General features: G+C 65.2%; 18 protein-coding genes. 6 read left to right on the forward strand and 12 right to left on the reverse strand.

Going from position 1 to position 21,719, the window contains the following annotated elements; genetic code table 11:
• Nucleotides 1–23: 23 nt before the first annotated feature.
• On the forward strand, nucleotides 24–1,238 hold the full coding sequence (locus R4P57_RS23605) for a polysaccharide biosynthesis protein (protein WP_317805284.1): 1,215 nt from the start codon (nucleotides 24–26) through the stop codon (nucleotides 1,236–1,238).
• A gap of 70 nt (nucleotides 1,239–1,308) precedes the next feature.
• Here R4P57_RS23605 and R4P57_RS23610 read toward each other — a convergent pair whose 3' ends face one another.
• Both R4P57_RS23610 and R4P57_RS23615 read right to left on the reverse strand, forming a co-directional pair.
• Nucleotides 1,309–2,031 (reverse strand): aminoglycoside phosphotransferase family protein, encoded by a 723-nt coding sequence (locus R4P57_RS23610; protein WP_317805285.1) that lies wholly within the window; start codon nucleotides 2,029–2,031, stop codon nucleotides 1,309–1,311.
• An 85-nt stretch (nucleotides 2,032–2,116) separates the two neighbouring features.
• Nucleotides 2,117–3,241 (reverse strand): DUF3068 domain-containing protein, encoded by a 1,125-nt coding sequence (locus tag R4P57_RS23615; protein WP_317805286.1) that lies wholly within the window; start codon nucleotides 3,239–3,241, stop codon nucleotides 2,117–2,119.
• A 166-nt stretch (nucleotides 3,242–3,407) separates the two neighbouring features.
• Between R4P57_RS23615 and R4P57_RS23620 the strand changes: the two genes are divergently transcribed.
• Complete coding sequence (locus R4P57_RS23620) at nucleotides 3,408–4,556, forward strand: acyltransferase (RefSeq protein WP_317805287.1); 1,149 nt, start codon at nucleotides 3,408–3,410, stop codon at nucleotides 4,554–4,556.
• Here the strand turns inward: R4P57_RS23620 and R4P57_RS23625 are convergent.
• The 3 genes from R4P57_RS23625 to R4P57_RS23635 all read right to left on the reverse strand — a co-directional run bounded on the left by R4P57_RS23625 (nucleotide 4,534) and on the right by R4P57_RS23635 (nucleotide 9,578).
• Entirely contained in the window at nucleotides 4,534–8,814 is a 4,281-nt protein-coding gene (locus R4P57_RS23625) for an alpha-(1->3)-arabinofuranosyltransferase (RefSeq protein WP_317805288.1), read from the reverse strand. The genes R4P57_RS23620 and R4P57_RS23625 overlap by 23 nt on opposite strands.
• A 22-nt stretch (nucleotides 8,815–8,836) precedes the next feature.
• Entirely contained in the window at nucleotides 8,837–9,007 is a 171-nt protein-coding gene (locus R4P57_RS23630; protein ID WP_082073827.1) for a DUF2613 domain-containing protein, read from the reverse strand.
• A gap of 103 nt (nucleotides 9,008–9,110) precedes the next feature.
• Nucleotides 9,111–9,578 (reverse strand): universal stress protein, encoded by a 468-nt coding sequence (locus R4P57_RS23635; RefSeq protein WP_317805289.1) that lies wholly within the window; start codon nucleotides 9,576–9,578, stop codon nucleotides 9,111–9,113.
• Between the two features lie 152 nt (nucleotides 9,579–9,730).
• On the opposite strand from R4P57_RS23635, the gene R4P57_RS23640 reads away from it, so the two are divergent.
• Both R4P57_RS23640 and R4P57_RS23645 read left to right on the forward strand, forming a co-directional pair.
• The gene (locus R4P57_RS23640) at nucleotides 9,731–10,906 is read left to right on the forward strand and encodes a glycoside hydrolase family 3 N-terminal domain-containing protein (protein ID WP_317805290.1); all 1,176 of its coding nucleotides are present in this window, start codon (nucleotides 9,731–9,733) and stop codon (nucleotides 10,904–10,906) included.
• 62 nt (nucleotides 10,907–10,968) lie between these two features.
• Nucleotides 10,969–11,571 (forward strand): TetR/AcrR family transcriptional regulator, encoded by a 603-nt coding sequence (locus R4P57_RS23645; protein WP_032377568.1) that lies wholly within the window; start codon nucleotides 10,969–10,971, stop codon nucleotides 11,569–11,571.
• A gap of 70 nt (nucleotides 11,572–11,641) precedes the next feature.
• Here the strand turns inward: R4P57_RS23645 and R4P57_RS23650 are convergent, their stop codons facing one another.
• Nucleotides 11,642–12,499, reverse strand: a complete 858-nt coding sequence (locus R4P57_RS23650; RefSeq protein ID WP_037195924.1) for a MaoC/PaaZ C-terminal domain-containing protein — start codon at nucleotides 12,497–12,499, stop codon at nucleotides 11,642–11,644.
• Entirely contained in the window at nucleotides 12,496–13,842 is a 1,347-nt protein-coding gene (locus R4P57_RS23655) for a 3-oxoacyl-ACP reductase (RefSeq protein ID WP_317805291.1), read from the reverse strand. Before R4P57_RS23655 ends, R4P57_RS23650 begins: the two co-directional genes overlap by 4 nt.
• An 83-nt stretch (nucleotides 13,843–13,925) precedes the next feature.
• Between R4P57_RS23655 and R4P57_RS23660 the strand changes: the two genes are divergently transcribed.
• Nucleotides 13,926–15,269, forward strand: a complete 1,344-nt coding sequence (locus R4P57_RS23660; RefSeq protein WP_317805292.1) for an acetyl-CoA C-acetyltransferase — start codon at nucleotides 13,926–13,928, stop codon at nucleotides 15,267–15,269.
• 150 nt (nucleotides 15,270–15,419) lie between these two features.
• Here R4P57_RS23660 and R4P57_RS23665 read toward each other — a convergent pair whose 3' ends face one another.
• Genes R4P57_RS23665 through R4P57_RS23685 form a run of 5 tightly spaced genes read right to left on the reverse strand, consistent with a single transcriptional unit; the run spans nucleotide 15,420 to nucleotide 20,204 of the window.
• Nucleotides 15,420–16,739, reverse strand: coding sequence for an ABC transporter substrate-binding protein (locus tag R4P57_RS23665; RefSeq protein ID WP_317805293.1), 1,320 nt, complete (start codon nucleotides 16,737–16,739; stop codon nucleotides 15,420–15,422).
• Nucleotides 16,736–17,779, reverse strand: coding sequence for a branched-chain amino acid ABC transporter permease (locus R4P57_RS23670; protein WP_317805294.1), 1,044 nt, complete (start codon nucleotides 17,777–17,779; stop codon nucleotides 16,736–16,738). Before R4P57_RS23670 ends, R4P57_RS23665 begins: the two co-directional genes overlap by 4 nt.
• Before the next feature lies 1 nt (nucleotide 17,780).
• Nucleotides 17,781–18,659 (reverse strand): branched-chain amino acid ABC transporter permease, encoded by an 879-nt coding sequence (locus tag R4P57_RS23675; RefSeq protein ID WP_094612991.1) that lies wholly within the window; start codon nucleotides 18,657–18,659, stop codon nucleotides 17,781–17,783.
• Between the two features lie 26 nt (nucleotides 18,660–18,685).
• On the reverse strand, nucleotides 18,686–19,408 hold the full coding sequence (locus R4P57_RS23680; protein ID WP_317805295.1) for an ABC transporter ATP-binding protein: 723 nt from the start codon (nucleotides 19,406–19,408) through the stop codon (nucleotides 18,686–18,688).
• The gene (locus tag R4P57_RS23685) at nucleotides 19,398–20,204 is read right to left on the reverse strand and encodes an ABC transporter ATP-binding protein (RefSeq protein ID WP_317805297.1); all 807 of its coding nucleotides are present in this window, start codon (nucleotides 20,202–20,204) and stop codon (nucleotides 19,398–19,400) included. The genes R4P57_RS23680 and R4P57_RS23685 overlap by 11 nt, the downstream gene beginning before the upstream one ends.
• A 163-nt stretch (nucleotides 20,205–20,367) precedes the next feature.
• Between R4P57_RS23685 and R4P57_RS23690 the strand changes: the two genes are divergently transcribed.
• Complete coding sequence (locus tag R4P57_RS23690; RefSeq protein ID WP_317805298.1) at nucleotides 20,368–21,672, forward strand: helix-turn-helix domain-containing protein; 1,305 nt, start codon at nucleotides 20,368–20,370, stop codon at nucleotides 21,670–21,672.
• Nucleotides 21,673–21,719: the final 47 nt, after the last annotated feature.

Below are 21,719 nucleotides of genomic sequence, written 5' to 3' on the forward strand. Positions count from 1 at the left end.
TCGGCACCCTATACCGTGGGCTCATGTCTTTCCGCGCCTCGTCCGAGGCAGACCACACCGCGGGTGCGTCGGTCGCCGGGATGGGGATGGTGACGGCCGGTTCGATGTTCGCGAACGTTGCGGCATACCTGCTGCAGGTTCTCGCGAGCCGGATGCTCGGCGTCGAGGGCTACGGAGAATTCGCGAGTCTGCTTGCTGCGCAATTGGTTCTCGCGGTTCCGGCGTTGGCGTTGCAGTCCGTCGTTGCGCGTGAAGTGGTGCGCGGGCGTAGTTCTCGTGAACTGCGAACAGTGGGGTATCGGTGCGCGGCGGTGGTGGGGGTGCTCGCCCTGGCGCTGGCTCCCGCACTGTCCGCGGCCATGGACATCTCGATGGCGGCGACCGTGTCGGCGGTCATCGCTGCGCCGGTGCTGGTGCTGTTGGCCGCCGAACAGGGCTTGCTGCAGGGACGTGGGCGATTCGGAGCCTTGAGCGTCGTGTTGGCCGCAGCCGGCTTCGGCAAGGTGGCTCCGGCCGTGCTGGTGTTGGTGCTCGGCGGTGGTCCTGGTTCGGTTCTGTTGGCCACGGCCGCAGGCATCGGCGTGGTGGCGCTCGGTGCGCGATGGACGGCCGGGGTGCCGGTGAACTCGGTGTCGGAAACCAAGGTCACCGTTCTGGCCGTGCTGCAGGCCTCGCAGGTGCAATTGGTGTTGATCGCGATGTCCGCGCTGGATCTGGTGCTGGCGCGCACCTTGCTCAGCTCCAACGAGGCCGGGCTGTACGCCGTCGGGGCCGTTGCGTCCAAGGCGGCATTCTGGTTGCCGCAGGCGGTCGGTGTCGTTCTGTATCCGCGGATGGCGAACCCGTTGCATTCTGCCTCCGCGGTGCGATCGGCGCTGGCCGTCGTCGCGGGGCTCGGTACGGTTCTGGTGATCGGCGGCGCGGTGGCATCTCCGCTGTTGCCGTTGGTGGTGGGCGATACGTATTCCGGTGTGCAGGAGTATGTCTGGCTGTTCGTGCTGCAGGGTGCGTGTCTGGCCGTGCTGCAGAGCGCGTTGCTGTGGGCCATTGCGGGCGAGCGCACCCACCTCGCCTTCGTCGCCTGGTTCGCCCTCGGCGTCGAGGTGTTGCTGTTGCTGTTCGTGGCGTCGACACTCGCGCAATTCGTCGTCGTCGCCGCAGTCACCGCCGCGGTGACGATGGTGGTGGTGTGTGGGCTGGTGCTGTGGGGGAACCGCGTAGATCGCCCGTCGACCTGACCGACCTGTTCGCAGATCCTGCTTCCAGCGCGAAAGACATTCGGCCACAACGGGTATTCAACGGTGAAGGTCAAAGTGGCGCTGCACCGGTGAAGCTCTGCACCAATGACCTGGCGTAATCGTGTTCGGGTATCCAACACGTGGCGATCTCCCACGCCAGATTCGCTCGGAGTTCGGCGGGACCGACCGGTAGATCGTAATGGGGCTGGTCCACCCGCGCTTCGTCCCAATCGATCAACACATACCGGCCGTGCTCGTCGATGATCGCATTGCGCGCATGTGCATCGCCATGAACCACGCATGTGGGGGACGACGTTCGTGCCCTTCGCCACGCATCGACTATCTCGTCGGCCAAACCGGTTGGCAGTGCGGTCAAGTCGACGTCGCCACCGACGAGAAGTTCCGGGAGATCGATCGAACTCGCCGACCCGGGGCGCTGTGGCCAGCGCTCGGTTACGGCGTGGACCTCGGCCAGGGCGTCCGCGACCCGAGGGTCTTTCGGTTCGGGGTGTGAACCTTCCACGTACTCGTAGACGTGCCAGCCATCGACGTCCAGGTCGCCCGCCGACGACGGTACGAGCACAGGCACGTGGATGCCACGTTCGTGAAGGTGTCGCAGAAGGTGCCACTCCCAGGATCGAGAATCGGGAGTGCGAGATGAGCGACGGATGACAACGCGGACTCCGTCGAGGTGTCCGGACAAGATGTCGTTTCGCGCACTACCGGACAACGGGCCGTCGACTCCGAGACCCGGCCAACACGACCGCATCGATTCGAGGAGCATCGCTGACATTCTGCTCGATACGCCGGACCCGCACAGACGAGTGGCGTGGTTAAGTGCCCTCACGGGCACTCAACCACGCCACTGCCGCAGGCACTTACTCCTTGGAGAGGTTCGTCCTCGGGATTTCCTCGGTGCGATCGGTCGTCCAGTCGCGGTTCGTCGCGGTTCCGCCGCCGGGGGTCGGTCGCGGAGCGTTCTCCGTTCGGGCCGGCTGACGATGTCCGCCGTTTCCGCCGCCGCGCAGGAGCAGGAACACTCCGGCGATCAGCGAGATGACACCGAGAATTCCGGCGATGATCGGGACGGTGCGGCCGAAGAGCGAGAGCTGATCCTGGCCGTCCTTGGCCTGCTGGATCTGGTACTCGACCGTGTTCTCGTCGAACGTGATCGGAGCATTGAGGACGTCGACCTCGGGCTGGCCGGCCTCACGTCCGTAGTACTGGTGAATCTGCTCTTCGCCCTTGACGACGACGCCGGTCTCGGGCTCGACCCACAGGGTGCGGGTGTTCTCGTACCAGCGAGTCATCGTCACCGGCGCGGCTCCACCCTCGACACCCCAGGTGTCGGCGGGCAGGGTGACCTTGTTGGTCGGCAGGTTCACCACGGTCGACAGGTCGACCGGGCCGACGGTCTGCTGGTACTGGTACACCGGCGTGCCGTTGATCTCGGTTGCCTCGACGAAATCGATGTCCTTGGTCGCACGCGCATTGACGTCGAAGTACGGGTAGCTCTTCTGCTCCGAGTTGAACGGGAACTTGTACTGCAGTCCGGTGTGGGCCACCTCTTCGGCGGGCGCGTTGCCTGCCACCTGGATGGTGCCGATCGGGTTCTCGACTGGCATCGACGTCTTGCGGTCGATGGTCACGCGGTCGACGCTGGCGGTCAGCAGCCCGGTATCGGCCTGCTTGTCGCTGCGGCGCAGAGTCTGGCCTGCTTGCAGCGTCATGATGTCGGCGTCGGAGGGATCCTCGACGGTGACGAATCGCTGCGAGACGAGGGGAACGTTCTGGTCGACGACTGCGCGACCGGCTGCGAGGGAACTCGCATTCAGCACACTGCCCTCACCGGTGGAGACGGTGGTGACTTCGAGGTCCAACGGCGTCTTCTCGAGCGCCGAAATGGTGTACGTGGGAATGAGGATGGCGGCGACCACCAGAAACGCGCCCAAGCCGATGAGTACGAGGGCAAGTATCCGGCTCGGCCCTGAGCGCTCCGCCATGCTGAATCTCCTTAGTTGACCGCTTCATGGAAGACACCGCGAGCGGGAAACGCGTTCTCCCCGACCCGATGCCCGATTTATTACGACACGTCGCAGGTGACAGTAACAGTCGACAGTGGCACCGGTCTCGTCTGCGCCGGTTCGACACGGCACACTTGAGGCCACCATGAGCACACAGACCCGTTCGGCAAGCGTTGTCCCGCTTCGTGGGTTCGTACCGTCACTCGAGGGGATGCGTGCCGTCGCGTGTATCGGAATCGTCGTCACCCACGTGGCCTTTCAGACGGGTGGCGCGACGTCGCCGATCTTCGGTCATATCTGGGGAAGGTTCGACCTGACCGTGGCGATCTTCTTCTCGCTGTCGGGATTCCTGTTGTGGCGTCCGCACGCGGCGGCAGCCCGCGGTCATCGGAGTGCTCAGCCGCTGGGCCGCTATTTCCGTTCGCGGTTCGCGAGGATTCTGCCCGGTTACTGGGTCGGCGTGATGCTGATCCTGCTGTTTCTTCCCGATGCCGGCGGTGACTACCGCGTGTGGCTGGCGAACCTGTCGTTCACTCAGGTGTTCGTGCCGCTGACCCTGACCCAGGGCTTGACTCAGATGTGGTCGTTGTCGGTCGAGATCGTCTTCTATCTCCTGCTGCCGGTGTTCGCTTGGCTGATGGTGCGCCTGCGCGGTGCGGCCGCCGCCCGCCGTATCCCAGTCATTCTGGGTGCCGCGGTGCTGACACTGTCGTGGGCATTCGTTCCGGTGTCGACCCCCGACGGCATTCATCATGACAACTGGCTCCCCGGCTATTTCCCGTGGTTTGCGGCTGGGATGCTGCTCGCCGAGGTCTCGGTGGGGCCACCGACCTGGGTGCATCGGTTGGCTCGTCGCCGATTTGTCATGTCGTCCATCGCGGTTGCCGCGTTCGCGTTGTCGGCGACTCCTCTGGCGGGTCCGCAGGGCTTGGTGCGTCCGGCGGCCTGGCAGTTCGAGATCAAGATCCTGCTCGGCGCGATACTGGCCTTCGCGATGCTCGCCCCGCTGATTCTCGCCGAGGACGGTCGCCGGCATCGCTTCCTCGAGCATCCTGTGATGCTGACGCTGGGCCGCTGGTCGTACGGATTGTTCATCTGGCATCTGGCTGTGCTCGCCGTCGTGTTCCCGGTGTTCGGCATCATCCCGTTCTCGGGCGGGATGTGGTTCGTGTTGCCGGTGACTCTCGCACTGTCGATTCCGGTGGCAGCGGCGAGCTATGCGCTGGTGGAAGTCCCTGCTCGACGACGGTTCGGACCCCGCGAGAAAGCGGTCACGGCTTCCGTATCGCCGTGACCGCCAACGCGACGATTCCGATCAGGGACGCCAGCTGCACCCAGTAGGACCCGCCGACGTACCCATCGGGAGATCGCCACGGTCCGAGCGAGAGCAGCGCTGGAGCCAGCAGCGTGAATCCGCCTGCAACGCAGACCGATACACGCGAGGACGCCGTGCGTCCGTAACGGCGATCCACGAGCGCTGCGCCGATGCCGATCACGGCCACAGTGACCACACCTGCGATCCCGGCCAACACGATCGTTGCTCCGAGCAGCGCCACGAGGGCGGCCGAAGTGCTCTGCCACGGGCGCGGCGACGGTCCGAGGTTCGGCGCAGTGCGCGGCCGACGCAGCGCCGCGAACAGCAGCGGGATCAGCAGGAGCAGGCCACCGAAGATGCCGAGTCGGTACCAGCGATCGGTGGCGAAATCCAACGAGATCGTGCCCGACGCCCCGGCCGGAACGATCCAGGCCTGTTGCCACCCGTCGACCACCACCGGGGACAGTTCGACGCCACCGGGAGTGGTTGCACGCCAACCACTGTTGTTGCTTTCCGGGATGACCAGCAAGCGATCCTCCGTCGCGGAGGTGAGCGTCACCTCGCGGTGATCGGGGCTCCAGGCGGTGGTCCTGGCGGCCTGCGGTGCCGATCCCGTCGGCCAGTCGGCCGGAATGGGCATGGTGCGCAACCGAATACCGTCGACGAAGAACGATGCTCCCGGCTCGACCACCACATCCTGTCGACCTTCGGGAAGCGATACGGGGTTGACGAAGTTCCCGTTCACCGGGGCATCGGCATCGCACACCGACGCCTTCAGCGGCTCGCCGGAACGGAACTGGTCCGCTGTGGCCGTCACCGACGTGCGCACCGTTTGCCCGGCGATGGAGAGGATGGGGCCGGCGAAGCAGTCCACGGTGATCTCGCGATCGCCGTCGTAGGGTGCGCCGATCGGTTCACCGGACGCCAGCGGGGTGATCTCGGCGAATCCGGGGGGCTGAGACTGAATGAAGCCCAACGAGTTTCGATCCAGCACCCCGTCCCAGTCCACGATCGACAGCACTATCCTGTCGGTGACGTACGGGGCCAGCTCGAGCGTCGTGGAACCGTCGGTCTCGACATCGCGCACCATGGGTCCGTTACCCAGATTCACCGCAACGTGGGTGGGATGGGCCGGGAGCGCACCCAGGCTGGGGCTGAGCTCGAGCCCGTCCACCATTGTGGGAGCAGGCAATTCGATGGTCAGGGTGGGATTGGTCCCGGCTCGATCGGTGATCGACTTCTCCGGCGCGGCCCAGGACGTACGCGGATCGCCGTCGGTCGCGGCGAACGCCGAGCCGTGCAGGTCCGCGACGTCCGAGGCCCCGCTGGCCAACGGCCGCCCCGGTTGCGCCAGTAGCGCTTCGAGTTCGGGAGACTGACGCGTGCGCACCGTCAGGTCGGGGATCACCGCGGTACCCATCGGCACGTCGATCGTGCGCGAGAAGCGCCCCAGTTCCTCGGGTGACTTGGACAGTCCACTGCTGCACCGGATTCGATCCTCGGTGTCGAGGCACCCGGAGCGGCCGGGGAATTCCTGGCCCAGTTCCCAGGCATCGACGCTTGCTCCGGCAGGAGTCTCGGGCAGCACCGCACGGTGCACGATCGGTACCTGCTTCGGGTTGTCCCGGTCGGAGTAGTCGTCCACCGACACCTCGCTGATGCCGAACTGGCTGCCCCGGGTTCCGTCCACCGTCGACTTCGCGGTGATGCGCAGCCATGGCGTCTCACCGCCCGGCAGTGACACCGTCATCGGTTCACCCGGCTCGTCGACGCGCGCCGCCGTCGAGCCGTTCGGGGTGGTGATCTCCACCCACTTCACCGGGTCGCCGATCGTCCCCGGGCTGGTGCGCATACGCAACAGCCCGCCGCGCACCGGAGTGTCGAAGTCGAGTTGAAGCCATTGCCCCACAGCACGTTCGATGCCGTTGCTGATCCAGCTGGTGGCCAGATCGCCGTCCACCGCAGCGGCGACACCGCTGCCGGGGGCGCTGCCGCCGATCTGCGTGGCGTCCGACGCCGAGCTCGACGCCGTCAGGGTCGCGCCCTCCCACTCGGCGTCCACGGTCTTCGCCCCGTACACCGGGTAGTCGGACACCTCGTTGAGCGAACGTCGCGGCTCGGCGGCGGCCCGCAGGGCCGAACTGTGATTGTCGACCTGGCCGAAGTCCGTCTCGCGATTCATCGGGGTGTCGGTCACCGTCACCGAGTTCACAGCGATGCCCGCCGCGGCTGCATCCGAGGCCAGTAGAGTGGGGCCCGACGGCACTGGATTGCGAATCCCGTTGTTCCGCAACTTGTTCGAGCGAAGAATGGACTCCGGACCGCCCTGGACCACCGGGACACGATCGAGATCGACGGTGTAGGGACCGGACGCGGGAATGCTTGCCGAATCGCCAACCGAATAGATCTCCACAGCCGGATACGGCGGTCGCAGATCACCGTCGAGTACGACGCCGTCGACCTGACCGGGAGCCACGTCCTCACCGAATTCGGCCACCTTCTCGAGTCCCGGCGAACCGTCGAGCACCTGATGCACCGATGCCGGACGGGTGGATCGGGAGTTCTCGGGATCGAGGTCGTTGCGCACGACGACGTAGCTGATGCCCTGGCCCTCGAGGGTATCGGCCAACCCGGCCGACGGCCGACCGTCGGCGAAGAGTCGTTGCACGGAGTCCAGTGCGCGGATGGCACCGGGCGGGGTGAGCGGTACGGCGTCGCGCACGGCCCAGGGCGTGGTGGCCAGAGCCTGCAGTGGTTCGTCGCGGGTCAATCCCCAGGTCTGCAGGGCGAACGGTGCGCCGGGCACGATCAGGGCTCGCTGCGCGTCGGAACCGTCGGGGCTCGATCCCGAGGCATGCGCGGTGAGCCAGTCCGCGGCGTCGTGCCAGTACTGCGGAACGGCCTCGTACGCTCCCCGGGGCGCGAGCTTGCCCGTCCACGCCAGCGAGGTGGACAGCGTCAAGGCCACGAGGATCAGTGCGGTCACCGCCATCATCGGATGCTTCTCGGGATGCGCGACGGCCGATCGCCACTGCGTCCGCGGCGCGGAACCCGGCAGCGGAACTCGGGCCAACAGGTGAGCCAGGCCCAGCACCAACGGAATCCGAATGACCGGCTCGAGTTTGTGGATGTTTCGCAGCGGTGCGCCTGCAGAATCGAGGAACACCCGAACGGCAGCCGCGAACGGACCGTCCAGATCGCCGACGAACCCGGCACCGAGGCCGACGAGACCGATGAACAGCATGATCGTCAACCGGCCGCGGGCGGGCATCGAGCGCATCGCCAGGCCCGCGATTCCAGCAGCCGCGATCAAGCCCGTCGCGATGACGGCCGCGGGCTGAGTCACCAGAACGGCACCGGCCACTCGCTCGGGAGAGACGAACGGCGTCCAACTGCCGGTGCCGCGCAGCACCTCCGTCAGCGACGTCCACTGCGTGGTGGTGCCGGACGATTCGATGTAGTCGAGAAACGGTGGAGAGACCTTGCCCAGCAACAGCAGTGGAACGATCCACCACAGCGTCGCGAGCACCAGAAAGCCCGACCACCAGGCACCGAAGACGAACCAACGCTTGTTCGGCCGATGCGTCAGCATCCAGATCACGGCCACCAGAACTGCAGCGGCGGTGGCGACGGCATTGACCGCGCCCATCGAGGCCACCGCCAGTGCAGACTGTGCGGCGGTGCGCCGAACTGTCTGTTTCGCATTGTCGCCCGCGACCTTGTGGGGTCGTTCCGCAGGCTCCACTCCCAGATACCGCACCATCGGAATCAGCACCCACGGTGCCAGCATCATCGGCATCGTCTCGGAGGAGATCGACGCGAGGGTGGTGATCACTCGCGGAGAGAGGACGAAGGCCGTCGCCGCGATCAGACGGGAACTGCGGCTGCCGATACCGAGAGCTTCGGCGAGCCGGACGATTCCCCAGAACCCGGCGATGAGCAGCAGCGCCCACCAGATGCGTTGGGTGATCCACGGCGGGATCGACAGCAGATCGCCGCCGGCGAAGAACGCACCGTGCGGGAAGAAGTAGCCGTAGGCCTGGTTCTGCACCTGGCCGAGCGGAGCCGCGCTGTTCCACTGATGGGAGGCGCGTTCGAGAAATCCGAGTGGGTTCTGAGCCAGGTCGTACTTGGTATCGGCGACGGTGAAGCCGGGGACCTGAAGAAAGGTGAGGAGGAACGCCAGAATCGAGACGCCGAAAAGCCATGTACGGCCGAGCGGCTCGGCCGAGATCATCGATTCACGAAAGCGACCAGCGTCAGCGGCTGCCGTACTCAACCTGGTTCAGCAAGGACGAGTCGGCGTTTCCGGAGCGATCGATATCCGGACGAGAGTTGTCGGCTGCAGCTGCGGTGACTCCGAAGACGACGCCCGCACCCAGTACGGCTCCGACGACGGCGGCAATGACACCCGGGACAGCAAACTTCATCTCGGTTCTCCAGTCAGTCGGCTCAGGAAAGAAGCGGGCGAGGTGGACCCCCACGCGGGCATCACGGTATCACTCGCACCGTGCGATCCGGCCGGTGGACGCGTTACTTGCCGGGCGGAACGATCAGGACGGGTCGATGGCTGTGTCGGAGTACATGCTCGGCCACCGAACTCTGGAGCAGCGCACGTAGACCGGTGGTGCCTCTCGTGCCGGTGACAATGATGTCGGCGTTCATCTCGTCGGCTTTCTCCACGATCGCGCTCCAGATGGCGGTGGTGCATTCGGTGCACTGGCCCTCCACCTTCAGGCCTGCGGCCTCGGCCAGCGCGACGCCCTCACTGTTGGTCACTTTCGCGTCGGTGAGCGCTACGTCCTCGGCCTCGTCGTCGGGCACCCATTCGGGCTGCATGACGCCGGACAGTCCGGACATTCGAGCGGCCTGCCGCACCATGGGCTCCCACGCGGTCACGACGATTGCGCGTGAGGTGGTGAGAAATCGGCCTGCGTAGTCGATCGCACGCTTGGCGTTGTCGGAGCCGTCGTAGGCAATCAGAATGAGGTCAGCGGTCATGGTCGAACTCCTCCTCATGTCGCTTTGGTCCAGATTAGCGCCCCAGGGTTGGGATCAATGTGGCTTCCAGTCGGTCAGAGTGCAACAAAGCCACATTGATCCGGACCCCGGGGCGAAACCAGGACCCCGGATCTCGACTACCGTCGTATTCCATGCGACTTCGGTTTTCGGTTCGGTCCGCTGCGGTGATGACGGTCGGAGTCGGCCTGTTGGTCTCGTGCTCCACCGAGTCTGCGCAGGTCGCGTCCACGCAGTCGGCGACCCCTGCGCCGACGACCACCCCCATCGAAACGACGGTGCCGCAATCGGTACCGCCCGTCGACGGCTGCGTTGCGTTCGTCGATGGATTGTCGGAGCGTCAGCGCCTGGCTCAGTTGCTCACCGTCGGAGTCACCGGAACTGCGGACGCGGTGCAGATCATGTCCACCGAGCAGGTCGGCGGCATCTTCGTCGGCAGTTGGACCGACGAGTCGATGCTCGGCAATCGGGAAGTACCGCAGGTGCTCGACGCCTCCGTGGTGGCACCGATGGTGACGATCGACGAGGAGGGCGGGCGGGTTTCGCGGGTCGCGGATCTGTTGGGCGCTGCCCCGTCGGCGCGGGAGTTGGCGCAGACGGTGTCGGTGGACGAGGCGTATTCGATGGCGTTGACACGCGGCCAGGGGTTGAAGGATCTCGGGGTCACCGTCGACTTCGCTCCGGTGGTCGATGTGAGCAGTCAGCCCGATGATTCCGTCATCGGTGATCGGTCGTTCTCCGACGATCCGCAGGTCGTCATCGAGTACGCGGGGGCGTACGCGCGGGGTCTGGAAGACGCGGGCGTGAAGCCCGTCATCAAGCATTTCCCCGGGCACGGCTCGGGTTCGGGCGACTCGCACACCGGCGCGGTGACGACGCCGTCGCTCGACGAGTTGAAGACCAAGGATCTGTTGCCGTTCGCGGCGCTGAACAACACCGGCGTCGGCGTCATGGTCGGGCACCTCGATGTGCCCGGACTGACCGAGCCGGGTGTGCCGGCGAGCATCAGCCCGGCGACGATGGCGTTGTTGCGCGATGGCGTCGGATACGGTGCCGCGCCGTTCGACGGCCCGATCTTCACCGACGACCTCAGTGGCATGGCGGCGATCACGGCGCGACTCGGAATCGTCGACGCGGTCGAGGCGGCGTTGGTGGCGGGAGCCGATGTGGCGCTGTGGCTCACCACCGATCAGGTGCCCGCGGTGTTGGACAATCTCGAAGACGCGGTGGCGACGGGACGCCTCGCGGCGGCTCAGGTGGACGAGGCCGCAGCGACGGTGGCTCGGTTCAAGGGGGCGTGCGGGGCCTGATTGTGCGGTATTGGACCTTACTGTGGAGTAACGTCTAGTACTTCGTACGTATTGGAGGGTCCATGGCTGGCGGCACCAAGAGATTGCCCCGCGCCGTCCGCGAGCAGCAGATGCTCGACGCGGCGGTGGATGTGTTCTCCGACAACGGGTTTCACGAGACATCGATGGATTCGATCGCCAAGAAGGCGGCCATCTCCAAGCCGATGCTCTATCTGTACTACGGGTCGAAGGACGAGTTGTTCGCTGCGTGCATCCACCGTGAGGGCGTCAAATTCGTCGAGGCTCTGACTCCCGCTGCAGATCCGACGCTGACGCCGCGCGAGCAGTTGCGCAAAGCCCTGATCGGTTTCCTCGGATTCGTCGGTGAGAACCGGAAGTCTTGGATGGTGCTCTACCGTCAGGCCATCGGTCAGCAGGCGTTCGCCTCGCAGGTGCAGAGCAGCCGAGATCGGTTGATCGAGCTGACGGCAGGCTTGCTCGCGATGAGCACCAGGGACCCGGAGCAGTCGCAGAATTTCGGGCTGATGGCCGTCGCGTTGGTCGGTGCAGGCGAGGCCGTGGCCGACAGGGTGGCAGGCGGCGAAATCGAGGTCGACGCGGCCGCGGACCTACTGGAGAATCTGGCGTGGCGCGGTCTGGCCGGCAAGAAAACCGCCGCAACCTAAAGCTGCTGTCGAACTCGAAGTTATGGACGAAAATCCGGGGAAATCCGTCCACAACTTCGAGTTCGAGCAATCAGCGCAGGGTTCCCGTCAGATGCGGGTAGCCCTTCTTCGGATTCTTCAGCGACAGGTCCCAGCCGGTACCGACGGCCTCGGCGTAGGCGTTCACCGTCGCGGGCAGGACGATCGGCTTGCCGAAGCGGATGCTGTAGTTCACAGCTTCCGGGATTCGACCCTCGACGGTCTGCAGGACGGCTGCCGCGCTCCACATTCCGTGCGCGATGGTCTTCGGAAAACCGAATGCCTTTGCGCCCAGCGAGGACACGTGAATCGGGTTGCGGTCTCCGGAGATGGCCGCGTACCGGCTGATGATCCGCTGGTCGACGCGCAGGGTGCGGGTCGGGGGCGGCGGAACTTCGTCGGCGGGCGGTGCCTCGCGAGGTCCACCGGACAATGACGTCTTCTGCAGGCTCAGGAAGCTCGAGGTCTGCTTCCAGACCAGTTCGCGTCCTACCTTGACCTCACTGATCAGGTCGACGAGTAACCCCTTGCGGTGCTCGCGCAGGTTCTCCGCGTGCACTCGCACGTCCAGCGGCTCGGAGGACGAGATGCCACGGAACTGCTCGATGACGTTCTCGGCGTGTACCGAACCGATGGCGGCGAACGGAAAGCCCTTGGACACCATCAGTTTCATCACCGTCGGAAAGACGAGGGTGAAGGGGTAGGTCACCGGGAGCTGATCGCCGAAGCGCAGCCCCGTCGCGCGGCAGTACCCGGCGAGGTTGTCGGGGTCCACTCGCAGACCCTTGAGCTCGTACACCGTGCTGGGAACCGAAGACGACCTGGATCCGAAGAACGGCAACGCGCCGAGTGCGGCCGAGGTGTAGATGTCGGACGTCTTCGGCTGCGCGGTGAGCGTGACGGTGCTCATGCGCCGAGCAGGCTCTGGCCGCACACGCGCACGACCTGGCCGGTGACGGCGTTCGATGCGGGAGAGGCGAAGTACGAGACCAACTCTGCGACGTCGACGGTCTCGCCGCCCTGCAGCAGCGAGCTCATGCGTCGCCCGGCCTCGCGGGTGGCGAACGGAATCGCAGCCGTCATCGCGGTCTCGATGAAGCCGGGAGCAACGGCGTTGATGGTGATGTTCTTCTTCGCCAGCACCGGTGCGGACGCGTGCACCAGGCCGATGACGCCGGCCTTGGACGTGCCGTAGTTGGTCTGGCCGCGGTTGCCCGCGATACCTGCGATGGAGGAGACGTCGACGACGCGGCCACCTTCCTTCAGTGCACCCGACTTGACGAGCTCATCGGTGATGCGCTGCGGGGCAGCGAGATTGACGCCGATGACCGAGTTCCAGCGGGCGTCGTCCATGTTGGCGAGGGTCTTGTCGCGGGTGATGCCTGCGTTGTGCACGATGATGTCGGCACCGCCGTGACGTTCGAGGAGGTGCTTGCTCAGTACCTCGCCCGCGTCGGGCGAGGTGACGTCGAGTGCGAGCGAGGTGCCGCCGACCTTGTTGGCCGTCTGCGAGAGTGCTTCTCCGGCAGCGGGAATGTCGGCTGCGATGACGGTGGCTCCGTCGCGGGCGAGGACCTCGGCGATGGTGGCACCGATACCGCGGGCGGCTCCGGTGACGACGGCTACCTTGCCTGCGAGCGGCTTGTCCCACGAGGCCGGTGCCTGCGAGTCCGCGTCACCGACGGCGATGACCTGGCCGTCGACGAATGCGGACTTGGCCGAGAGCAGGAAGCGGAGGGTGGATTCGAGACCGGACAGGCCGGTCGACGCCGTGGGGGAGATGTAGACGAGCTGCGCCGTGGCACCGCGCTTGACCTCTTTGCCGACGCTGCGGGTGAAGCCTTCGAGCGCGCGCTGAGCGATGTGCTCGTCGACGCTCGACGTCTCCTCCGGCGTCGTACCGATGACGACGACGCGTGCGGACGGTGCCAGGTTGCGGATGACCGGCTGGAAGAACTTGAAGAGCTGCTCGAGCTCGGCGACGTTGCCGATGCCGGTGGCGTCGAACACCAGTCCGCCGTGCTTGTCGTCGTGCGGCTGCGACTGCGGGTAGTCCGAGAGCAGCTCACGCAGCGGCTCGACGAGGCGACCGCTGCCGCCGATCAGGACCGGTCCGGCCAGCGGCGGCTCGCCTGCCTTGTAGCGACGCAGCTTCTCGGGCTGCGGCAGGCCTGCTTGCTTGGCGATGAAGGCTCCCGGCGCGGACGCGAGGAACGTTGAGTAGAGATCTGGGGCTCCCTTGGAGGCTGCCACTGTCGTACCTTTCATTCAGCGCTGCTCGCTCGAGGAGCGAGGCGCACGACCGGGTGTCGACAACCAACTTACTCGCCAGTAAGATGAAACTCCACCAGGGCCTTTTTCCACGATGTTTGGAGACGTCAGTGACAAGCAAGCAGCTACGACCGGTCGCAATTGTCGGTGGCAACCGCATTCCTTTCGCGCGTTCGGACAAGAAGTACGCGCTGGCGTCCAACCAGGACATGCTCACCGCGACCATCGACGGGCTGGTCTCGCGATTCGGACTGCAGGGCGAACGGCTGGGCCTCGTCGCCGCCGGTGCCGTGCTCAAGCACTCACGCGATTTCAACCTCACTCGCGAGGTCGTACTGGGCAGCACATTGAGCCCGTACACCCCGGCCTTCGACATCCAGCAGGCCTGCGGCACCGGCCTTCAGTCGATCATCGCCGTCGGCGACGCCATCGCATCGGGCCGTATCGATGCCGGCATCGGTGGCGGTGTCGACACCACCTCCGACGCCCCGATCGGTGTCAACGACGAACTGCGCGAGTTCCTGCTCTCCCTGAACCGGGCCAAGAGCACCGGCGATCGCATCAAGCTCCTCGGCAACGTCCGTCCCGGCATGCTCGGCATCGAGATCCCGCGCAACGGCGAGCCGCGTACCGGCCTGTCGATGGGTGACCACGCCGCCATCACCGCCAAGGAATTCGGTGTCCGCCGCGAGGACCAGGACGAGCTGGCCGCAGCGAGCCACCACAACATGGCTGCTGCGTACGATCGCGGCTTCTTCGACGATCTGGTGACGCCGTTCCTCGGCCTGACTCGCGACGACAACCTGCGTCCGGGATCGACCGTGGAGAAGCTCGCGACCCTCAAGCCGGTCTTCGGAACCAAGCTGGGCGACGCCACCATGACGGCAGGCAACTCGACGCCGCTGACCGACGGTGCGTCGGCTGCCCTGCTGTCGAGTGACGAGTGGGCTGCCGAGCGCAACCTGCCGGTGCTCGCGCATCTGGTCGATTCCGAAACCGCAGCAGTCGATTACGTCCACGGCAACGGATCGTTCAAGGACGGTCTGCTGATGGCTCCGACCTACGCGATTCCGCGTCTGCTCGCGCGCAACGGCCTGACGCTGCAGGACTTCGATTACTACGAGATCCACGAGGCGTTCGCTTCGGTGGTGCTCGCCACTCTGCAGGCCTTCGAGAGCGACGAGTACTGCAAGGAGCGGCTCGGCCTCGACGGTGCGCTCGGTTCCATCGACCGCAGCAAGCTCAACGTCAACGGCTCCTCGCTCGCCGCAGGTCACCCGTTCGCCGCGACCGGCGGACGCATCGTGGCCTCGCTGGCGAAGATGCTGGCAGAGAAGGGATCGGGCCGTGGCCTGATCTCGATCTGCGCGGCCGGTGGCCAGGGCGTCACGGCGATCATCGAGCGCTGATCGACTGCAGCTTCGGCTGCACGCTGTCCAGGGGGACACAGTCCGGGGGACAGAAGGGTCGGCAGATCCGGTAATCGAGGGGTTTCCGGATCTGCCGGCCACCACGTGAAAAAGGGGCACGCATGCGCTGCGTGCCCCTTTTTCGTGTGATCAGCCGGGTATGCCGCTCTCCGGTGGTGTGGACTCCTCGCCGGTGTATTCCTCCACTGCAGAATCCCCGATGTCGGTCTGCAGCACCGGAGTCAGGTACTCGGGTACGCCGCCTCGGATCTGGAAGACACTGGCACCGGAGATTCCGAGGTGGCTCGAATCCGAATATCGGAACGGGGCCAACTGCGGTCCCTCGAAGTCCATTCCGCCGTCCTGGATGGCTGCGACGATGCCCTCACGTGTGGGGTTCTCGCCTGCCGCCTGAAGGGCTTGCACGAACGCGTATGCCTGGCTCAGTCCGTAGATGCGGTAGTTGGTCAAGGGGTCGCCGGTTCCGTTCTCGGCCCAGACCTTCTGCCACAGTTGGGTCCACGGATTCTCCGGAGAGTCGACGCCCGGGATGTACTCCAGCGAGATCATCCCTTCGAGCGACTGCGCGCCGTCGGTGACCGCACCCTGGGAGAAGCGTCCGAGCAGGGAGCCGACGAGGTCGACGTCGGAACCGATCGAGCTGTAGAACCACTCGGGGTCGTAGTTGAGCCGCATGGCTGTCAGCTGGCTCAGTGCGGTGTACGAGGGAACGTTGAAGCCGAGGATCAGATCTGCTCCTGCACCTTGCAAGGCCGCGATCTGAGGTGCGACGTCGGTGTTGCCCGAGGTGTACCGCACGACCTCGACGATCTGGTCGTCGAGATACTGGCGCACCGCCTCTTCGCTGTCTCGGCCGAGGTCGTCGTCCTGGAGGAACAGACCGACCTTGGCATCGGGTCGGTTCTTTGTGACCCAGTCACCGATGATCTTGCCCTCGACCTGGTAATCAGGCTGCCAGCCAAAGGTATTCGGGTATTTCTCGGGATCGTTGCCCCACATGATCGCGCCGGAGGAGACGAACAGGTCCGGCACACCCTCCTCGTTGAGGAAGTCGATGACAGCGCTGTGGGTCGCCGTGCCGAGTCCACCGACGACGGCGAACACCTCGTCCTGGAGAACCAGTTCGTTGACGACCTGGGTGGTGGTCGTCGGATCGTAGGAGTCGTCCCGAACCACGTACTCGATCTGTCGGCCGTTGATGCCTCCTGCGGCGTTGACGTAGTCGAAGTAGGCCTGTGCGCCCGTGGGGATTTCGCTGTATCCGGGCGCTGCGACCCCGGTCAACGGAAAGTGGGCACCGATCTTCACCGAAGTGTCGGTGATGCCGACCGTCGACCCTTCCGAGGATTCCGTCGTCTCTTCTCGGCCACCTGCACCGCACGCCGCGGCCAACGAGACCACGGCGACGAGCGCGGTCGTTCTGAACGCCACCGATCCGAACTTTTTCATTTCATTCCTTTTCTGGTTGTACGTAACTTGCGATACGTGCCCACCAATCCCAGTGGGGCGAACAGGATGACGAGGACGGTGAAGATTCCGGTCACCAGTGGCGCGAGTTCGGCCGATTGCAGACTGCTCAGGCCCAGATCGAGCCCGAAGTTGGTGACCACCGGTGGGATGTAGGTCAGCAGAACTGCCCCGATCAAGGCTCCGGAGAGGGTTCCCAGCCCGCCGATGACGACGGCGGAGAGCAGGGTCAGCGAGAGGGTCAGCGTGAATCCGCTCGGCGCCGCGATTCGTGCCGACATCGCCAGGACTGCACCGCCCGCGCCCGCACAGGCCGCACTGACCACGAACGCGAGAATGCGTGCGCGCCCGAGATCGATACCGGACAACTCGGCGGCAACTTCGTCGTCCCGAACGGCCCGCCAGCGACGTCCGATTCGGCTCGACGAGACGTTCGCCAACAGGAAGAACACGATAACCAGCAGTATCCAGCTGACATAGGCGACGAATTTCGTTCCGCTGAGCTCGTTTCCGGTGACGAAGAACATCATGTCGTCGATCAGCTCGGGCACCTTCGGTGCCGGGACGACGAGTCCTTGTTCGCCGCCGAGGTAGTCCGAGAAGTACAGGGCAAGACCCGGTACCGCGACGGCGAGCGCAAGCGTCGCACCGGCCAGGTACGGCCCGTGCAGCCGGGCGGCGGCCACACCGACCACGACACCCACCACCGCCGAGATCACGGTGGCGGCAAGCAGAACGAGGGGTACCGACCATCCCGAATCGTTGGCCCGCAACATCAATGCCGCGGTGTACGCACCGACCGCCATGAACGCACCGTGCCCCAGCGACAGCTGGCCGCTCAGCCCGGTCAGCACCGTCAGTCCGCCGGCCGCGATGGCCAGGTAGGCCACCGAGGTGAGTTGGCTCTGACGGAAGGTGCTCAGAGATTCGAGGGCGAGCACGATGACGACCAGTCCGATGACGGCACCGAGGACGTGGCGTCGAACCGGCGTTGCGGTGAGGCGAGTGAGAGTTGTGTTCATGTCACACCCTCCTGGCCGCGGAGCTGGCGAACAACCCGCTCGGTCGCAGCAGTAGCACGACGATCAGGATCACCAATGCCGCGCTGGAGACCAGATCCTGACCGAGATAGCCACTGACGAAACTGAGCCCGACGCCCATCAGCAGGCCGCCGACCACTGCGCCTGCGGGACTGTCCAGTCCGCCGAGAACCGCTGCAACGAAACCGAATACGACGATCGAGTCCATATAGCCGGGATGTACCAGCGAGCCACCTGCGATGAGCAGTCCGGCCAGCGAACCGACCACTGCGGCCAGAGCCCAACCGAGAGTGAGCATTCGACTCACGCGCACGCCGAGGAGTTTGGCTACCTCCTGCTCGAAGGCGCTCGCGCGCATCTTCAGGCCCAGATCGGTGAACCGGAAGAGCAGGATCAGCAACCCCAGGACCACGAGGACGGCGACGATCTTGAAGATGTCGTATCCGGTCAACGCCACGTTCACGTCGCCGATCCGCTGGCCGGTGAGGCCGAACGGTGCAGGGAAGGAACGGAATTGGTTGCCGAAGACGATGGCGGCCACCGCATGGATGATGATGAACAACCCGAGCGTGAGAATGACCGGGTTGATGTGCGACGAGCTGTCGACGAATCGGATGACGAGTCGCTCCGTCAAGGCTCCCAGCAGCAGACCGCACAGGAGCGCGACTCCGAATCCGATCCAGTACGAGTAGCCGGCGTCGATGACGACCAGTGCCACGTACGTGGTGATCATGGCCATCGGGGCCTGTGCGAAGTTGACGATGCGGGTCGATCGCCAGATGAGTACGAGGGCGAGCGCGAACGCGGCGTAGATCATGCCTGTGGTCACGCCGTTGATGAGGATGGTGAGCAGTTGTTGCACTGTGGCTGGCGTCCTTTCGGCTTGCTCTAGAACCCGAGATAGGCGTGTCGGAGGGCGTCGTCCCCGGCCAAGGTGTCGGCGGGACCTTCCACCGCGACCTTGCCCAGATCCAGGACGACGGCATGTTCGGCGATCGACAGCGCGCTGCGGGCGTTCTGTTCGACGAGCACGACGGTCATCGACTCGGAGTCGACGAGTCCGCGCAACGTCTCGAATATCTGCGCGGCGACTTTCGGTGCGAGTCCGAGAGACGGCTCGTCGAGCAGAAGTACCGACGGTGTCGCCATCAGCGCTCGGCCGATCACCAGCATCTGCCGCTCTCCGCCGGACAGGGTGTGTGCGGAGGATGCTCGACGACCGGTCAGGGGCGGAAACATGTCGTAGATGCGGTCGAGGGTGACGGCGTCGTGACTTCGGTTGCGGCCCATCGCGCCGAGTCGAAGATTCTCGTCGACGGTCAACTCGGCTATCACGCCCCGCCCCTCGGGAACGTGCGCAAGACCTTTGCGGGACATGCGATCCGGTGCCACGCCGACGATGTCGGCCCCCGCGAGCTCGATCCTCCCCGATACCGGTTTCAGTAATCCCGAGATGGTGCGCAGCAGAGTCGTCTTCCCTGCTCCGTTCGCGCCGAGTACGGCCGTGACAGCTCCGGCCGTGACGGTCATCGACACCGAGTCGAGGGCGGTGACCGGTCCGTATCGAACAGTCAGATCGGTGATCGTCAGGTGCGCCGCGTCAGTCCTCATGTGCCACTTCGTTTCCGAGATATGCAGCGAGTACGGCCGGATTCTCGCGAATCTCGTCGGGCGTTCCCTGAGCGATGACCTTGCCGAAATCCAGCACGTAGATCCGGTCGCACACACTCATGACGAGATCCATGTGATGCTCGACGAGCATGACCGATGTTGCAGGTCTTTCCGGTTCGGAATCGAGTGAAGGGGCTGCGAGAGAGCGGATCTCGTCGCCGAGTTCACTCATTTCGTCACTGGACAGACCTGAGGCGGGTTCGTCCAGCAGAAGCAGTGTCGGTTCGCTCACCAGGGCGCGTGCGAGTGCGACGCGTTTGCGCACCGCGTACGGCAGGCTCGGTGGCAATCGGTGCGCATAGCCGTCGATCCGCAAGCGTTCGAGGGTGGCCATCGCGGTGGAGCGGACCGCGGCATCGTCGGAGGCACTCGACGGTAGGCCGAGCAGGCCCGCGAGGATTCCGGTGTGCGCTGTTCGGTCGGCACCGACCATGACGTTGTCCAGAACTGTCATGCGATCGAACAGCCCGAGTCCCTGCAGTGTTCGGCTCATGCCGAGCCGGGGAAGGTCGTGCGGTCGTAGACGGGTCAACGGTTCGCCGTGTCGTCCGAGTGTTCCCGATTGGGGACGAACGAGTCCGCACGCAACGTTGAACAGAGTCGTCTTGCCTGCACCGTTGGGCCCGATGACGCCGAGGACTTCGCCGGGTCGCACCTCGAGACTGACTCCGGACAGCGCGACGATTCCGCCGAAGGACACCTCGACGTCCGTCAGGGTGAGGACCGGGTCCTTCATGTCGAGAGAGTTCAAGTGATCCACCTCACAATCTGTTGCGTTCACTATGGTGCGTTTCGCACAACGGGCGATATGGGCGCTGCGCACAGAATGTTTGGGTCCCTGGGCACCAGTAACGGTCAAATCGACCTGCCATGTGGGCTCAGTGCGCAAAACTGTGCAGGTGGGTGCTCCCGATGGTCGACGCGCATCGGCGCGTTCCGCTGCCCGTGGAGCGGTGACGGACTCCGACCAGGAACAGATCCGGCGCGCATGGGCAGCACTGACGTCACGAGCGGATTCGATCGCGGACTCCATCACGCTGGCGTTGATCGAGCAGGAGCCCGCCTACCTAGCCAGCTCCACTCCGGACATCGCTGGCGAGATTCGTCGCAGCACTCGCGAGCACATCAATCAAGGTCTCCGTACCCTCTCGGGGCTGCCTGCCGCGGGTGACAACGCGCGCGAGGTGTGGCGTCGTACCGGCAGGGAGCGTGCACGCCAAGGGATTCCGATGGAGCTGGTACTCAAGGCGTACACGCTGGGGAGTCGGACGCTGTGGGAGGAGCTGATGCTCGAGCGCGAGCAGTGCCGAACCAGCATCGACGAGCATCTGCTGCTCGTGGCGGGTCAACAGCTGTGGCGCGCGCTCGACAGCCAGTACGAAACCCTCGTCGAGGCATACCGGCAGGAAAGCGCCCGGATGCAGCAGCGCGATCTCGCCAACGTTCTGGTGATACTCGACGGCCTTCGATCGGGGCGAGGCGGTGATCCGGCGTTCGTCATGGAAGCACGCGCCACCCTTGGTCTTTCGGCATCGCAGCAGATCGCGTGTGTTGTCGGTCCGCTCGATGATCAAGGGTCGCCGCCGCTCCCGGCGCCCGAGGACGCATTGGATCAGATCGGTGCGGTCTCGCATTGGAACACCAGGGACGGCCACCAGTTCGCGCTCGTCGCACTCGGAACGGGATCGTGGAACTCCGTCGTCGACGCCCTCGCTGCTCGGGCCGTCGGGCCTGTGGGGGTCGCGCATTCGCCGGAGGGTCTGTCGTCGTTCGCTGCGGCGTATCGCCTCGCGGCTTTGACGGCCGAGACCATCACCGAAGACAGCGGCGTGGCCTTGGCGACGGACCGACTGCCCCGCGTGATCATGGCGGCCGATGATCGATCGTCGGAGTTGCTGGTGCGCCACGCTCTGGGAAAACTGTGGACGCACCCGGAGCCGCATCGAGGAACGCTGCTCGACACCCTGGCGCACATGCTCGCGTCGGACGGCTCGCCCACCAACGCCGCCAAGGCGCTTTACTGCCACCGGAACACCGTGATCTACCGGGTCCACCGAATCGAGGAGTTGACCGGGCATGATCTGACCGATCCGCGAGATCGGCTTTTGCTCACTCTCGCGCTGGTCAGGACGGGACATTGGACCCGAGCCGTCGGACAAGGGGACAGTTCGACGCCCCGTGAATCATTCAACCGAATGAATTGACGAGACAATTTCGCAGTCGGTGTAACGGCGTGGCGCAGTCTGCCTAT

The organism is Rhodococcus sp. IEGM 1330 (assembly GCF_033142445.1).
Classification (GTDB): Bacteria; Actinomycetota; Actinomycetes; order Mycobacteriales; family Mycobacteriaceae; genus Rhodococcoides.

Excerpts from the sequence above, each read along its gene's own strand:
- R4P57_RS23605 (WP_317805284.1), top strand. The coding sequence starts at position 24 with ATGTCTTTCCGCGCCTCGTCCGAGGCAGACCACACCGCGGGTGCGTCG.
- R4P57_RS23610 (WP_317805285.1), bottom strand. The coding sequence starts at position 2,031 with ATGTCAGCGATGCTCCTCGAATCGATGCGGTCGTGTTGGCCGGGTCTC.
- R4P57_RS23615 (WP_317805286.1), bottom strand. The coding sequence starts at position 3,241 with ATGGCGGAGCGCTCAGGGCCGAGCCGGATACTTGCCCTCGTACTCATC.
- R4P57_RS23620 (WP_317805287.1), top strand. The coding sequence starts at position 3,408 with ATGAGCACACAGACCCGTTCGGCAAGCGTTGTCCCGCTTCGTGGGTTC.
- R4P57_RS23625 (WP_317805288.1), bottom strand. The coding sequence starts at position 8,814 with ATGATCTCGGCCGAGCCGCTCGGCCGTACATGGCTTTTCGGCGTCTCG.
- R4P57_RS23630 (WP_082073827.1), bottom strand. The coding sequence starts at position 9,007 with ATGAAGTTTGCTGTCCCGGGTGTCATTGCCGCCGTCGTCGGAGCCGTA.
- R4P57_RS23635 (WP_317805289.1), bottom strand. The coding sequence starts at position 9,578 with ATGACCGCTGACCTCATTCTGATTGCCTACGACGGCTCCGACAACGCC.
- R4P57_RS23640 (WP_317805290.1), top strand. The coding sequence starts at position 9,731 with ATGCGACTTCGGTTTTCGGTTCGGTCCGCTGCGGTGATGACGGTCGGA.
- R4P57_RS23645 (WP_032377568.1), top strand. The coding sequence starts at position 10,969 with ATGGCTGGCGGCACCAAGAGATTGCCCCGCGCCGTCCGCGAGCAGCAG.
- R4P57_RS23650 (WP_037195924.1), bottom strand. The coding sequence starts at position 12,499 with ATGAGCACCGTCACGCTCACCGCGCAGCCGAAGACGTCCGACATCTAC.
- R4P57_RS23660 (WP_317805292.1), top strand. The coding sequence starts at position 13,926 with ATGAAACTCCACCAGGGCCTTTTTCCACGATGTTTGGAGACGTCAGTG.
- R4P57_RS23665 (WP_317805293.1), bottom strand. The coding sequence starts at position 16,739 with ATGAAAAAGTTCGGATCGGTGGCGTTCAGAACGACCGCGCTCGTCGCC.
- R4P57_RS23670 (WP_317805294.1), bottom strand. The coding sequence starts at position 17,779 with ATGAACACAACTCTCACTCGCCTCACCGCAACGCCGGTTCGACGCCAC.
- R4P57_RS23680 (WP_317805295.1), bottom strand. The coding sequence starts at position 19,408 with ATGAGGACTGACGCGGCGCACCTGACGATCACCGATCTGACTGTTCGA.
- R4P57_RS23685 (WP_317805297.1), bottom strand. The coding sequence starts at position 20,204 with ATGAAGGACCCGGTCCTCACCCTGACGGACGTCGAGGTGTCCTTCGGC.